At 74.0% G+C, this 13,837-nt stretch carries 12 protein-coding genes; 9 read left to right on the top strand and 3 right to left on the bottom strand.

Annotated elements, in window-relative coordinates:
• Positions 1 to 157 precede the first annotated feature (157 nt).
• Genes AB0D94_RS21200 through AB0D94_RS21185 form a run of 4 tightly spaced genes read left to right on the top strand, consistent with a single transcriptional unit; the run spans position 158 to position 4,954 of the window.
• On the top strand, positions 158 to 1,411 hold the full coding sequence (locus tag AB0D94_RS21200; RefSeq protein ID WP_362054066.1) for an ATP-grasp domain-containing protein: 1,254 nt from the start codon (positions 158 to 160) through the stop codon (positions 1,409 to 1,411).
• 14 nt (positions 1,412 to 1,425) lie between these two features.
• Positions 1,426 to 2,667: an ATP-grasp domain-containing protein gene (locus AB0D94_RS21195; RefSeq protein ID WP_362054063.1), complete on the top strand. Its 1,242-nt coding sequence runs from the start codon at positions 1,426 to 1,428 to the stop codon at positions 2,665 to 2,667.
• Entirely contained in the window at positions 2,664 to 3,935 is a 1,272-nt protein-coding gene (locus tag AB0D94_RS21190; RefSeq protein WP_362054060.1) for an MFS transporter, read from the top strand. The genes AB0D94_RS21195 and AB0D94_RS21190 overlap by 4 nt, the downstream gene beginning before the upstream one ends.
• Positions 3,935 to 4,954 carry a peptidogalycan biosysnthesis protein gene (locus AB0D94_RS21185; RefSeq protein ID WP_362054057.1) on the top strand — a complete coding sequence of 340 codons (1,020 nt, stop codon included), beginning with the start codon at positions 3,935 to 3,937 and terminating at the stop codon, positions 4,952 to 4,954. The genes AB0D94_RS21190 and AB0D94_RS21185 overlap by 1 nt, the downstream gene beginning before the upstream one ends.
• Positions 4,955 to 5,009: 55 nt before the next feature.
• Here AB0D94_RS21185 and AB0D94_RS21180 read toward each other — a convergent pair whose 3' ends face one another.
• A complete protein-coding gene (locus AB0D94_RS21180; RefSeq protein WP_362054054.1) occupies positions 5,010 to 5,843 on the bottom strand; it encodes a class II glutamine amidotransferase in 834 nt (277 codons plus the stop codon).
• 223 nt (positions 5,844 to 6,066) lie between these two features.
• On the opposite strand from AB0D94_RS21180, the gene AB0D94_RS21175 reads away from it, so the two are divergent.
• From AB0D94_RS21175 to AB0D94_RS21165, 3 genes are read left to right on the top strand one after another with little or no spacing between them, the layout of a single operon-like run.
• Positions 6,067 to 6,993, top strand: coding sequence for an oxygenase MpaB family protein (locus tag AB0D94_RS21175; RefSeq protein WP_362054051.1), 927 nt, complete (start codon positions 6,067 to 6,069; stop codon positions 6,991 to 6,993).
• Complete coding sequence (locus AB0D94_RS21170) at positions 6,975 to 9,143, top strand: serine/threonine-protein kinase (RefSeq protein ID WP_362054048.1); 2,169 nt, start codon at positions 6,975 to 6,977, stop codon at positions 9,141 to 9,143. The genes AB0D94_RS21175 and AB0D94_RS21170 overlap by 19 nt, the downstream gene beginning before the upstream one ends.
• On the top strand, positions 9,140 to 10,759 hold the full coding sequence (locus AB0D94_RS21165; RefSeq protein ID WP_362054045.1) for an NAD(P)/FAD-dependent oxidoreductase: 1,620 nt from the start codon (positions 9,140 to 9,142) through the stop codon (positions 10,757 to 10,759). Before AB0D94_RS21170 ends, AB0D94_RS21165 begins: the two co-directional genes overlap by 4 nt.
• 73 nt (positions 10,760 to 10,832) lie before the next feature.
• On the opposite strand, the gene AB0D94_RS21160 is transcribed toward AB0D94_RS21165, so the two are convergent.
• The gene (locus tag AB0D94_RS21160) at positions 10,833 to 11,279 is read right to left on the bottom strand and encodes a nitroreductase family deazaflavin-dependent oxidoreductase (protein ID WP_362054042.1); all 447 of its coding nucleotides are present in this window, start codon (positions 11,277 to 11,279) and stop codon (positions 10,833 to 10,835) included.
• 134 nt (positions 11,280 to 11,413) lie between these two features.
• Positions 11,414 to 12,607 (bottom strand): FAD-dependent monooxygenase, encoded by a 1,194-nt coding sequence (locus AB0D94_RS21155; RefSeq protein WP_362054039.1) that lies wholly within the window; start codon positions 12,605 to 12,607, stop codon positions 11,414 to 11,416.
• A gap of 83 nt (positions 12,608 to 12,690) precedes the next feature.
• Here AB0D94_RS21155 and AB0D94_RS21150 point away from each other — a divergent pair, with 83 nt between their 5' ends.
• Together AB0D94_RS21150 and AB0D94_RS21145 are read left to right on the top strand one after the other, a co-directional pair.
• On the top strand, positions 12,691 to 13,407 hold the full coding sequence (locus AB0D94_RS21150; RefSeq protein WP_362054036.1) for a TetR family transcriptional regulator: 717 nt from the start codon (positions 12,691 to 12,693) through the stop codon (positions 13,405 to 13,407).
• 9 nt (positions 13,408 to 13,416) lie between these two features.
• A complete protein-coding gene (locus AB0D94_RS21145; protein ID WP_362054033.1) occupies positions 13,417 to 13,806 on the top strand; it encodes a VOC family protein in 390 nt (129 codons plus the stop codon).
• The last annotated feature ends 31 nt before the right edge of the window (positions 13,807 to 13,837 follow it).

Genomic DNA, 13,837 nt, shown 5'->3' with positions numbered 1-13,837 from the left:
GGAGGCTTGTCCGGTTCCATGGGCTGTGCGCACCAAATGGCAAGGGGTTACTGACCAGTTGACTGGGCTTTGCTCCAAATCGGCATGCTGTGAGGCGAGTTGTTTTCGTCTGTCAGGCCCATAGCCGCTACCCTCCCCCCGCGGCTTTGCTGGTCGAATGACAATCGGTGCGGGCCCGCGCGGGCCGGGAGTGCTGGTGATCGAGCCGATGGGGAACGCCGGGCGTTTCCTCGTGGAGGCCGCTGACCGGCTGGGGTTGCGCTTGTACGCGGCCACTCACGAGGACGTCCACGACGGCTACCCGGGCTGGTTGCGATCGGCGCTCGCGGGGGTGTGCGCGACGGATCTCGCGGACACCTCCAGGGCCCTGGAGGACATGGACGCCTTCTGCCGGCATCACGCAGTCGCGGGTGTCGCCGCCTGCTTCGAGCTCTTCACCCCGCTCGCCGCGCTGCTCGCCCAGCGGCTCGGCCTGCCCGGCAACGATCCTCTGCTCGCGGGGGCGGCCAGGAACAAGATCCTGATGGGTGAGGCGTTCGCGGCGGCCGGGATCCCCGCCCCCCGCTGGGCGGTCGTGCACGACGTGGCCGGGGCGCACCAGGTGGCGCGGTCGCACGAGCTGGGCTGGCCGCTGGTGGTGAAGCCCGCGGAGCAGGGCGGCTCGTGGGGCGTGTCCGTGGTGGACGGCCCGGACCGGCTCGCCTCCGCGGTGGCCGCGGCCCAGCAGTACACGTACGCCTACCCGCACGGCCTGAAGCTGGACTCGCGGGCTCTGGTGCAGGAGTACATCCCCGGGGAGGAGTACTCGTGCGAAACGGTGGTCGCGGACGGGGTGGCCTACCCCCTGCCGGTCGTCAGGAAGGACACCACCGAGGGCCGGTACCGGATCGAGACCGGGCACACCTGCCCCTCGGGTCTGGCTCCGCCGCTCGCCAGGCGGGTGCAGCACACCGCGGCGCGGGCAGCGCTCGCCGTCGGCGTGCGCAACGGGATCGCGCACACGGAGGTGAAGATCCCCCCGGGCACGCGGACGCCGTACGTGATCGAGACCGGCGCCCGCCTGCCGGGGGACAACCTGTGCGAGATCATCGAGGCCGCGACGGGCGTCAGTGAAGCGGTGGCCTATCTCCAGGCCGTGCTCGGCCGGGTCCCCGACACCGCCCCTTCCGCCACGGGCGCCGCGGCGATCCGGTTCCTGCTGCCCCGGCGCGGCGGGGTGCTGCGGCAGGTGTTCATCCCGCAAACACCCGGCACGCACAGCGAGTTGCACCTGCGGCCCGGGGACGCGGTGCCGGAGCCGGCGGATTCGGCCTGCCGGATCGGGCACGTGGTGGCCTGCGCGGAAACGGTTGACCGAGCACGCGACCTGGCAGATCAGGTGGCCGCCAGGTCCCGAGTGGAAGTGAGCTGAAACAGGTGCGGAAGATGGCGTTCTTGCGGTCGGTGGGCATCCAGCGCGCCGATCCCTACATCCAGGAAGCCGTACGGGGCCTCGCGGCCGAGGGGATCGAGGCCGGGCTGTTCCACACCAGCGGCAGTCCTGGTGACGACGACTTCCCCGGGTACCGGCAACGGCTCGACCGGCGGGTGACGCCGCGGGAGCTCGCGGACGCGGTCGCCGGCTGGGGGGCGGATGCGGCGGTGTCGATCTCGCTGCCGTGCGAGAACGCGCTGCGCGATGCCGCGGCCAAGACCTTCCTGGACGCCGCGGGCATCCCGACGATCATGACGCCGCTCGCGGCGACGATGCTGCTGGTGGACAAGTGGGAGACCAAACAGCTCTGCAGGCAGGCCGGGCTGAAGGTGCCCGACGGGTTCCGTGCCGACTCCGACCTGCTGGCGGGGCGGGGCCTGCCGGCGCCCGGCTACCGGGACGCGCTGCGCGTGCGGGCGGGACAGACCGGCTACCCGCTGATGTCGAAACCCGTGTGGGACTCGACCAGCATGGGCATCCGAACCCTGCGTTCCCCCGCCGATCTGGACGCCTACCTCGCGTCCCCGCCCGAGGTGTCGGCGGTGGTGGAACAGGTCGTCGAAGGCGACCTGTGCAGCGTGGACATCGTGGGACGGCCCGGCTCCTACCAGGTCCTGCCGTTGTGCTGGACGGGACGCGCCGGGGCGGAGCCGGTGTTCACCTTCGCCGACCTGCGCTGGTGCGGGCCCCGCAGTACGGCGGACGCCGCGTTCGTCGAAGTGGCCCGCACCCTGGTCACCCTGTGCGGGGAGCTGGGAGTGTGCGGGTCGGTCAACGTCGATATGGTCCATTCCGGCGGCCAGTTCGTGATCCTGGAGATCAACCCGCGCATCGGCGGCGCCACCACCCTGTCGTGCGCCGCGTCGGGCACGAACACCTTCACCTCCCTCGCCCGCATGGCCCGCGGCCTTCCTCCGGCCGACGGCGCGGTACAACGGGCCGGGTGGGCGATCGAGTTCCTCGCCGGAGGGCGCATCCCGCCGCAGGCGGTGGCCGAGCTCCGGAACCGCGTCGCGGTGGTCACCGCGCACGAGCTGGTCATCGACGGCGCCTCCTACGGTGACATCGTCGTGGTCACCCTCGCGGAAGGCGAGGAGGACAAGACCGTGAAGGCCCTGACGGAACTCCACGGGGCGACCGGCTTCCCCGCGGCCGACGTCCTGGGCAAGATCCGTTCCCTGCTGAGCCCGTGAGCGTGGCCACGGACACCGGGCGCCGCCCCCGCACCGCGGACCGCCTGGGCATGCCCGTACTGCGGGGGCACGCCCTCTTCATCACCGGCAACCTGATCGACTCCGTCGGCAACGGCATGCTCCTGCCGCTGGGGCTCCTGTACTTCACCGACGTACGGGGTCTGCCGCTGACGCAGGTGGGCGTGGCGATGACGGTGGGGCAGGCCATGGCGCTGCCGGTCACCTTCCTCGCCGGACGCCTCATGGACCGGGTGGGGCCGAAACCGGTCGTGGTGTGGGCGAACATCCTCTCCGCCGCCGGGTTCACCCTGTTCCTGTTCGCGGGCGAGCTGTGGCACGTCGTCGGCGTGCACGTGCTGGTGCAGGCCGGGATCAACATGTACTTCACCGCGCAGCGCACCCTGATCACGCACGTCACCGAACCGGGGGAGCGCCGGACGTGGTTCGCGTTCACCGGCTCCCTGCGCAACATCGGGCTCGCCGCGGGGTCCGCCGCCGCGGCAGGAGCCCTGACGGTGTTCGGCAAGGGCTCGCTGTGGTGGCTGATCGCGGTCGATGCCGCGACCTACCTGCTGGCCGCCGCCTGCTTCGCCGCCCTCACCACCACTCCGCCGCCGGCGCAGGCCACGCCGCCGGGTGCGCTGGTGACCCGGGCGGACCATGCGCGCCGCTACCTGCTGCTCGTGGCCGTGAACATCCCCTACGTCCTCGCCCAGGCCATCCTCGCCGTGCTCGTCGCCCTCTACACCACCCGCGCCCTGGGACTTCCCGCGTCGGCGGCGAGCGTGCTGTTCGTCATCAACACCGTCATCGTCTCCGCATGTTCGACAGCCGTCACCGCGCACCTGGCGCCGAAGGTGCCCCGCCGCGCCGTCGCGGCCGGATACCTGATCATGGCTGTGGGGATGGGGGCGTTCGCCCTGCCCGCCCTGCCCGCCCTGCCCGCGCCGTCCCAGCTCGCCTTCACCGTCTGGGCGGCCCTCGTCGTCGCGATCGTGCTGTTCAGCGTGGCGGAGATCCTCCTCGGCCCGGCGTTGAGCGAACTGTCCGTGAGCCTCACCCCCGAGGCGGCCGGGGGCTTCACCCAGGGCCTCTACCAGTTCTCCTGGGCCATCGGCATGGTCGCCGCTCCCGCCCTGTTCACCCTGCTGCTGGAAGCCGGGCCCCTCGTGCCCTGGGGTGTCGAAGGCGCCGCCTGCCTGATCGCCATGGTCGCCGCGCCCGCCCTGAAGACCCCCAACCGCCACCGCCGGAGGAAACCCCGCTGATGCCGAAGGAAAACCCGTTGATCACGAGCGTCGTCGACTCCCTCCACGCCGTACCCGCCGCCGAGTGGGAGCGGCTCGCCCGGCCGGCCGGCCTCTACCTCTCCCACCAGTGGCTCGCCGGCGAGGAGCAGGATCCCACCGCCACGTGCGCGTACGCGCTCGTGCGGGACCGCACGGGCGACCTGCTCGCCGCCGCGCCCCTCTACCTGGTGCGGGACGAACCGAACGACTCCTACGAGCCGGGCACCGTGCTGCCCTCGCACCTGCGGCCCCGCGTGATCGCCGGGGCGCGGCGCGGCTACCACAACACCCCGCTCACCGCCCCCGGCCTGGACGCCGTACGGCGGGACGCCTGCCTCGTCCTCCTGCGGGACGCCGCACGCCACTTCGCCGACCGGAACGGCACGACGCACTGGTGGCCCTACCTCACCACCCCGGCCGCCACCCAGCTCGCCCGCTTCTACCCCGGACACCCCCTCCACTTGGAGGACGACGCCCTCATCCCGCTGCCCGGCGCGGACATCGACGACTACATCGCTTCCCTGCCCTCGCAGCGCCGCGTCGGCATACGCCGCGAACGCCGTGCCTTCGCCGCCGCCGGACTCGACGTACGCCACCAGGCGCTCGCGGACTGTTTCGAGGAAGCCGGTGTGCTGCTCGCCGGCCACCAGCAGGATCACGGGCACGACCGGGACGGCATCGACGCGATGACCGGGCTGCTGAAGCGGCAGGCGGCGGCGATGGGCAGCGCAGCGCGTGTGGTGGCCGCGTACGACCGGCGGCGGATGACCGGGTTCTGCCTGTACTACCACTACGGGGCCACGACGTGGATCCGGGCGGTCGCCGTCGACCGGCAGCATCCGGCACCCCACCTGTACTTCAACCTCATGTACTACCTGCCGGCCGAAGACGCCTACGCCCACGGCTCGACCGCCCTGCACGCGGGCATGACCACGATCGAGGCCAAGCGGCGGCGCGGCGCCACGGTATCCGGCCTGTACGCGCTGGTCGACCGGTAGCCGGATGCGGGAAGGCCCCGCCACTCGCCGACCGGCGCCTGCGGTCACACGTACGTCACGCCGGCACCGGGGCGAAGGGATGCATCTCGTCCGCCCCGGGCCGTACGACGCCGTAGGTGCCCTCCGGCACCTCGTTCCAGGCGCCGGGCAGGTCGCCGAGGGGTTCGGAGACGATGAGGCGGGTCTCCTCGGAGAGGTCCCGCAGGAAGGCCACATCGGGGTGCAGGCGCCGCAGCGCGTCCACCCGGCTGCTGTAGAACAGCGACCGGGACGCGCGCTGGCTGGAGTAGCGGAAGGCCCAGACGTGTCCGCCGTCGGTGATGGCCAGCGTCATCTGGAGGGGGAACTCCACACCGTGCTCACGGCCGGCGCGCTCCACCACTCCCGCCATCCTCGCGACGGCGGCGGGCGGGTCCTGGTCCAGGCCGAAGGTGAGGGCCAGGTAGAACATCACCTCGGAGTCCGTCGTCCCTTCGATGTCGGCGTACAGCGCGGGGTCCACGAGCAGGGTGAGGTCACGGCGCATCAGGTGGAAACCGGCGATGGCGCCGTTGTGCATGAACATCCAGCGGCCGTGCCGGAACGGGTGGCAGTTCGACTGCTGCACCGCCGTGCCGGTCGACGCCCGGATGTGCGCGAAGAACAGCGGGGAGCGGACGTGGTCCGCCATCTCCCGCAGGTTGCGGTTGTTCCAGGCGGGACCGACGTCCCTGAGGAGCGCCGGAGTGTCGTTGTCGCCCGTGTACCAGCCGATACCGAACCCGTCGCCGTTCGTGGTCTCCACCCCGAGCTTGGAGTGCAGGCTCTGGTCGATCAGCGAGTGGGCCGGTTTGTACAGGATGGTGTCGAGCAGCATGGGCGTACCCGAATACGCGAGCCATCGGCACATGCGTCATCACCTGGTTCCCTACGGCACCGCGGGAACAGGACCGCCTTCCCGCTCGCCCCCGATCCCATTCTCGGCTCCCTCCCCGGGGACCGCCACGCGGGTGCCCGCACGCCGTTTCCACCGGCTCCGCCGTGCGGGACGGCAGAGCCGGAATGCCCGGGCTCCGGCCCGGGTACACCACACGGGACGGCATTCGGCCCCATGGACCCCGGGAGGCTCGAGCGTGGCTGTACCCGACCCCGGGCTCTACGGGCCCGGGTCCGTCACCTGGCAGTGCCACGGGGATCCGATGATGTGGATCGCCGGAGTGCGCGCGCTGTACCTCCAGGCCCTCCATCCCCGGGCCGTACGCGGGGTCATGGAGAACTCCTCCTTCGACCGCGACGCCTGGGGGCGGCTGATCCGCACCGCCGATTTCGTCGGCACCCTCACCTACGGCACCACCGAGGACGCCGAGCGGGCCGGCGCACGGGTCCGATCCATCCACCGCCGGCTGTCCGCGACCGACCCGGCCACCGGCCGGAGCTTCCCCGTCGACGACCCCGAACTGCTGCTGTGGATCCACTGCGCGCAGATCGACAGCTTCCTGCACGTCCTGCGCCGCTCAGGCGTCCGCCTCACCCCCGCCCAGGCCGACCGCTACGTGGACGAGAACCGGGTCAACGCCCGCATGGTCGGCCTCGACCCCGCCGGGGTACCCGCCGGCACCGCGGAGCTGGCGGCGTACTTCGAGGCGGTCCGCCCCGGCCTCGCCGCCGGGCCCGACGCCCGGGCCGTGGACGCCTTCCTGCGCAGCCCGCCCGTCCCCCCGGCCCTCGTCCCCGGCCGGAACCTGCTCTGGCGCCCGCTCGCCGGCCTCGCGTACGGTTCCCTCCCCGGCTGGGCGCACCAGCTGTACGGGCGGCCCGCACCGGCCCCGCGCGTCGTCACCCGGCGCATGCGCCTCACCGGCCGCGTGCTGCGCAGCATTCCCGCAGGTCTGCGCTGGCAGCTGCCTCCAGGTCACATCTTGAAAGCGATGCGTCGCATGGGCCCCGGGAGCCGCCCTTCCCCGTACACACTGCGTACATCAGCGGCCATACTGGACGGGCCGGGGAGGGCACAGCACGACGACGGGGGCGGCTTCAAGACATGGCGGAGTCCAGACTGATCCAGGGCCGGTACCGGTCGCTCGATCTGATCGGGCGCGGCGGCATGGGCGAGGTGTGGCGGGCCCGTGACGAGTCGCTGGGCCGGCAGGTCGCCGTGAAGTGCCTCAAGCCCATCGGCGCCGAGCAGGACGCGCACTTCACCCAGGTGCTGCGCGAGCGGTTCCGCCGCGAGGCGCGCGTCGCGGCCGCCCTCCAGCACCGGGGGGTCACCGTCGTGCACGACTTCGGTGACGACAGCGCCGCCGGCGGCTGCCTCTACCTCGTCATGGAACTGCTCGAAGGCCGCAACCTCAGCCAGCTCCTGGAGGACAACGAGGCCCGCCCGCTCGCCGTCGACGTGGTCGTCGACATCGCGGAGCAGATGGCCGCCGCCCTGGGCTACACGCACGACCAGGGCGTGGTCCACCGCGACCTGAAACCGGCCAACATCATGCGCCTCACCGACGGCACGGTGAAGATCTGCGACTTCGGGATCGCCCGGCTCGCGCACGACATCGGCTTCACCGCCAAGCTCACCGGCGGCGGCATGGCCATGGGCACCCCGCACTACATGTCGCCCGAGCAGATCGCGGGAGGCGAGGTCGACCACCGCAGCGACCTCTACTCCCTCGGCTGCGTCTTGTACGAAATCGCCACCGGCGCCCCGCCGTTCGACCTCGGCGACTCCTGGTCGGTGCTGGTCGGCCACCGCGACACCGCGCCCGTGCCGCTCCGCGAGCACCGCCCCGAACTGCCCGGCTACTTCGAACGGGTGGTCCTCGACCTGCTGGCCAAGCGCCCCGAGGACCGGCCGGGCGACGCCCGCCACCTGCACCGGCGGCTCGTCGAGGAGCGCACCGGCCGCGTCGGCGTGCCCGGCGCCAGGGGGCCGCTCCCGGACTGGGCCCGGGGGATGACCGCCGGCCGCAAGGCCGGCACCGACGCCCGTCCCGCGAGCGGCGCCTGGGCCGTGCTCACCGGCTCCTGGACGGCCGCCCGCCTCGACGGCCGTCCCAGCGGCCACAACGGCATCCCCCGCCCCGCGCAGCAGGGCACGGCCCAGCACGGCACCGGGCAGCACGCCCCCGCGCACCCCGTCGGCCCGCAGCGGATCGTCCGCCCCGAACCCGCCGAGGACCCGCGCCTCACCGTCGCCTACGGGATCCCGCGCGCCCCCCGCCCGGACAACCCAGGCGACGACGCCACCGGCGCCGCCGCCCTCGCCGCCGGGCACACCCGCGCCTTCTCCCTCAGCCGCGCCGGCCGGCCCGAGGCCGCCCTCGCCGTGTACCTGACCGTGGCCGAGGGGCGCGCCCGCGTCCTCGGCCCGGACCACCCCGACACCCTCGCCGCGCGCCAGGAGACGGCGTACGAACTGGCCCGGCTCGGCCGCCACCAGGAGGCGTACGAGACCTACCGGGCGGTGCTCGCCGCCCGCGAGCGGACCGTGGGCCCGCGCCACCCCGACACCCTGCGCTGCCGCCACAACCTGGCCTGCGCCCTGGGAGGCCTGGGCCGGTTCGCGGACGCCCACGCCGCCGCCGAGGAGGTCGCCGCCGCCCGGACGGCCGTGCTGGGCGCGGAGCACGCCGACACCCTGCTGACCCGCTACGAGGTCGCGTACGCGCTCGGCCGGCTGGAGCGCTGGGAGGAGGCCCTGGACGGCTTCCGCCACGTCGCCGCCGTACGGGAACGCGTCCTCGGCCGCGACCACCCCGGCACCCTCGCCGCGCGCTACGAGGTCGGCATCGCCCTCGGCCGCACGGGCCAGTGCGCGCAGGCCCTCGACCTGTTCCGGGCCCTGGTCCGCGACCGCACCCGCGCCTACGGGACCGCCGACCCCGAGACCCTGCGCGCCCGCCACGTCCTCGGCGTCAACCTGGGCCGGCTGGAGCGCTGGGACGAGGCCGTCGCGGAGGCCCGGGAGGTGGCCGCCGCGCGCGCCGAGACCCTCGGCGCGGAGCATCCGGACACCCTGGTCAGCCGCCGCGAACTCGCCGTCGGCCTCGGCCGGCTGGGCCGCTGGGAGGAGGCCCTGCCGATCTACCGCGACCTCTCGGGCATCCGCGAACGGGGCCTCGGCGACGAGCACCCCGACACGGCCCTGGCCCACGCCGACGAGGCGTACTGCCTGGAGCGGCTCGGCCAGGTGTGCTACCAAGAGCCATGACGACCTCGCGGGGAACCGGGCACACGGCGTTCGGCCAGGCGGTCTACGACACGGTGATCGTGGGCGGCGGACACAACGGCCTGGTGGCCGCGGCGTACCTGGCCCGGGCGGGCAGGTCCGTGCTGGTGCTGGAACGGCTCGGGCACACCGGCGGTGCGGCCATCTCCACCCGCCCCTTCGCGGGCGTCGACGCCCGCCTCTCGCGCTACTCGTACCTCGTCTCCCTGCTCCCGGCGAAGATCGTCCGCGACCTGGGCCTGCGGTTCGCGGTGCGCAGGCGCACGGTCTCCTCGTACACCCCGGTGGAGCGCGACGGCCGGCCCGGCGGGCTGCTCGTCGGCGGCGGGGAGGGGCGCACCCGCGCCTCCTTCGCACGGCTGACCGGCTCGGAGCGGGAGTACGAGAGCTGGCGCGCCTTCTACGGAACCACCGGGCGGCTCGCGGGCAAGGTCTTCCCGACCCTGACCGAGCCGCTGCCCACCCGGGCGGAGCTGCGCGCCAGGATCGACGACGAGGACGCGTGGCGGATGCTCTTCGAGGAGCCGCTGGGCCTGGCGGTGGAACGGCACTTCGCCGACGACCTGGTGCGCGGAGTGGTCCTCACGGACGGCCTGATCGGCACCTTCGCAGGCGCGCACGACGCCTCGCTCGCGCAGAACCGCTGCTTCCTCTACCACGTCATCGGCGGCGGGACCGGTGACTGGGACGTCCCGGTCGGCGGCATGGGCGCGCTGACGGACGCCCTGGCCGCCGCCGCGCGCGAGGCCGGGGCGGAGATCGCCACCGGGCACGAGGTGCTGCGCATCGACACGGACGGGACGACGCCGGCCGAGGTGGTCTTCCGCACGGCGGCGGGGGAGGGGAGCGTCGTGGGCCGCACGGTGCTGGTGAACGCCTCGCCCCGGGCCCTGGCCGAACTCCTCGGGGAGGCGCCGGCGGAGCCCGCACCCGAGGGGGCCCAGCTCAAGGTCAACATGCTGCTGCGGCGGCTGCCCCGGCTGCGGGACACCGCCGTCGACCCGCGCGAGGCCTTCGGCGGCACCTTCCACATCGCCGAGGGGTACGCCGAGCTGGCCCGGGCCCACGCGGAGGCCGCCGCCGGGGAACTGCCCTCGGTCCCGCCCTCGGAGATCTACTGCCACTCGCTGACCGACCCGACGATCCTGGGGCCGGAGCTGGCGGAGCAGGGCTACCAGACCCTCACCCTGTTCGGCCTGCACACCCCGGCCCGGCTGTTCGAGAAGGACAACCGGCAGGCGCGCGAGGTGCTGCTGACGGCCACCCTCGCGCAGCTCGACGCGCACCTGGCCGAGCCGCTCACCGACTGCCTGGCCTTCGACGCGGACGGCCGCCCGTGCATCGAGGCCAAGACCCCGCTGGACCTGGAACGCGAACTGCGCCTGCCCGGCGGGCACATCTTCCACCGGGACCTGTCCTGGCCGTACGGGGACGGGGACGCAGACGGGGACGCGGCCGGCGCCGGTACGGGGGCCGGCCGCTGGGGCGTGGCGACCGCCCGCCGCAACGTGCTGCTGTGCGGGGCGGGCGCGGTGCGCGGCGGCGGAGTCAGCGGGGTCCCCGGCCACAACGCGGCGATGGCCGTGCTGGGGCACTGACCCGGACCCGCGTGGCTGGGCTGCCGATTGCCCGCTGCCGTGCCCCCGGCTGCCGTGCCCCGGCGGCCTTGCCTCAGCGCGTGGGCTCGATGACCACGATCGGGATCTCGCGGTCGGTCCTGGCCTGGTACTCGTCGTAGGCGGGCCAGTGCTCGACCATCAGCGGCCAGTACGCGGCGCGCTCCTCGGAGGTCGCCGTACGGGCCGTGCCCTGGAGGATCTCGGGGCCGACCTGGACGCGGACCTCGGGGTGCGCGGACAGGTTCCGGTACCAGAGCGGGTCGGCGACGGCGCCCCCGTTGGAGGCGACGAGGAAGTAACGGCCGTCGGCCTCACCGTAGATGAGCGGGGTCCGCACGGGCTTGCCGGAGACCCGGCCCAGGGTGGTGAGCAGGAGGGTCTGGGTTCCGTTCCAGTACTGGCCCTCGGCCCCGTTCGAGCCGACGTACTGCTTGATGTGGTCCAGCGTCCAGCCGGGCTTGGGGTCGGTCGGGTTGTCCCAGTCGATGTCGGTGGTCACAGCGCTCAGCCTGCCTTCGTGTTGAACGGTCAACGAACCTCACCAACGAATGGCAACGCCGGGGGGCACGGGGTTTATGCCGCGCGGGTGCATGCCGCGGGGGGTGCATGCCGCGGGGGCATGCCGCGCGGGGTTCATGCCGCACGCGCCGCCGGCACGGCAGGGGCCGGCAGCGTGAACCCGTCGAAGAGGTCGTCCATGGCCCGCAGCGCGAGGCCCGCCGGGGTGGCACGGACGGCGAGGTCCCGGCAGGCCACGGCGAGGGGGTGGGTGAGGGCGGCGATCCGCCCCGCGCGACGGGCCCGCACGCGGATGGCGTCGGTACGGGCGTGGCGGACCGCGCTGTAGGCGGCGAGCGCGGCCGGCACCTCCCGGGTCTCCAGCAGATGGGCCAGGACCACGGCGTCCTCGATGGCCTGGCAGCCGCCCTGGCCGAGGTTGGGGGTCATGGCGTGGGCTGCGTCGCCGAGCCAGGCGAGCCGGCCCCGGTGGTAGCGCGGGAGGGGGACGGCCAGGTCGTACAGGTCGTGCTGGAGCACGGCGGCCGGGTCGATCCGCTCCAGCAGGGCGGGGATCGGGTCGTGCCAGGTGCCGTAGCGGCGCAGGAACTCGGCGCGCAGGTCAGAGGGGCGGTACCCCTCCGGGACGACGGCGGTGGCGAAGAGGTAGTACCGGCCGTCGGCGAGCGGGACGACGCCGAAGCGCTCGCCGCGGCCCCAGGTCTCGATGACATCGGCGGCTGGGCCGGCGTGCGCGCCCGCCGCCGCGGGCAGCACGGTGCGCCAGGCGGTCTCTCCGCTGTAGCGCAGCCCGGGGTGGGCGGGGAAGTACTGGCGGCGGAGCGGGCTGTGGATGCCGTCGGCGGCGAGGACGAGGTCGGCGCCGAGGTCCCCGGCTTCGGTGCGGACCACCGGGGAGCCGTCGGCGTCGTCGACGCCGGTGACGGCGGCGCCGTACCGGATCGCGCCGTCGGGGAGCGCGGCGGCCAGGGCGGCGACGAGGGCCGAGCGGTGCACGGCGAGCGGTGCCCGGCCGTAACGGGCGGCCAGCGCGGCGCCGTCGGTGCGGCTCAGCCAGGCGCCCCCGGGGCGGCGCAGGCCCATCGCGGCCGGGGCGGCGGGGCCCGCGGCGCGGGTGGGGTCGAAGCCGATGGCGTCGAAGGCGCGCAGGGCGTTGGGGGCGAGCAGGATCCCGGCGCCGACGGCGTTCGGCCCGGGCGCCCGCTCGCACACAGTGACCCGCCAGCCGCGGCGCTGCAGGGCCACGGCCGCGGTGAGTCCGCCGATGCCCGCACCGGCCACGACCGCATGACGCTCCAGCTTCGCCATGGCGTACCTTCCTGTTCCGCCTTGACCCTCTACATGCGTAGAGGGTCGATGTCGGTGTCACTCTACAGCTGTAGAGTTCGGTCATGTCCACCCCTCACACGACCTCGCCCGCGCCGGACCGCCGGACGCTGATCGCGGACACGGCGATCGGCCTCGTGGCCGCCTCCGGGCTGCGCGGCCTCACGCACCGCGCGGTCGACGGCGCGGCCGGACTGCCGGCGGGCAGCACCTCGTACTACTTCCGTACGCGGACGGCGCTGATCGGCGCCTGCTACCGGCGGCTGGGGGAGCTGGATCTCCACGACCTCGACGCGGGCGCGGAGCGCGGTGGCGGCGAGGTTCGGCTCGGGCAGGATCGGGGCGGGGGCGGCGGTGGGGAGCGCGGCGAGGGCCACGGCGACGGCCGCGGCGGGAGCGGCCCGGCGCCGGAGCCGGGGGACCGGGAGGCGGCCGCCGCGGCGCTCGCGGGACTGCTGTACCGGTGGCTGACGGCGGGGCGCGAGCGCCAGCTGGCCCGTTTCGAACTCGGCCTCGAGGCGGCCCGCAACCCGGAGCTGGAGACGGAGTTCCGGCAGGCCGGTCAGGAGCCCCGGGCCCGGGCCGAGGCCCTCCTCGTCGCGCTCGGGGCGGAGCGGCCCCGGGAGGCGGCCGAACTGCTGGTGGCCTGGACGGACGGGCTCCTCTACGACCGGCTGGCCGGGTCCCTCGCCCGCTCGCGTTCGGCGCCGGACCTGGCCGAACTGACCTGCACCGCCCGGCGGATGATCGCCGCGGCCCTCGCCCCGAAGGGGGCTGGATAGGATCCGGCCATGATCGCTGAACTGCAGTGCGTGGTCCTGGACTGCCCCGACCCGCTGGAGCTCGCCGGGTTCTACCGGTCCCTGCTGGGCGGCGCCGTCAACCAGCCGGACCGGCGGTGGGCGGTCGACGAGGACTGGGCGACCCTGCACACGCCATCGGGCTCCGTGCTCGCCTTCCAGCGGGTCACGGACCACCGGCCGCCGCGCTGGCCGGACCCGGCCAGGCCGCAGCAGTTCCACCTGGACTTCGGCGTGCCGGACCTGGGCCGCGCGCACGAGCAAGTACTGACCCGCGGCGCGACGCTCCTCGACGACGGCTCGGGACAGGGCTCCGCCGAGCCCGCCTGGCGCGTCTACGCCGATCCGGCCGGCCACCCCTTCTGCCTCGTGCGCCACTAGGGCGTGTCTTTCGGATCTTGCCGGGCCCGGG

Origin of the sequence: Streptomyces sp. NPDC048255, from assembly GCF_040652415.1 — a bacterium.
Taxonomy (GTDB): domain Bacteria; phylum Actinomycetota; class Actinomycetes; order Streptomycetales; family Streptomycetaceae; genus Streptomyces.
This window is presented reverse-complemented; position numbering and strand designations above follow the sequence as displayed.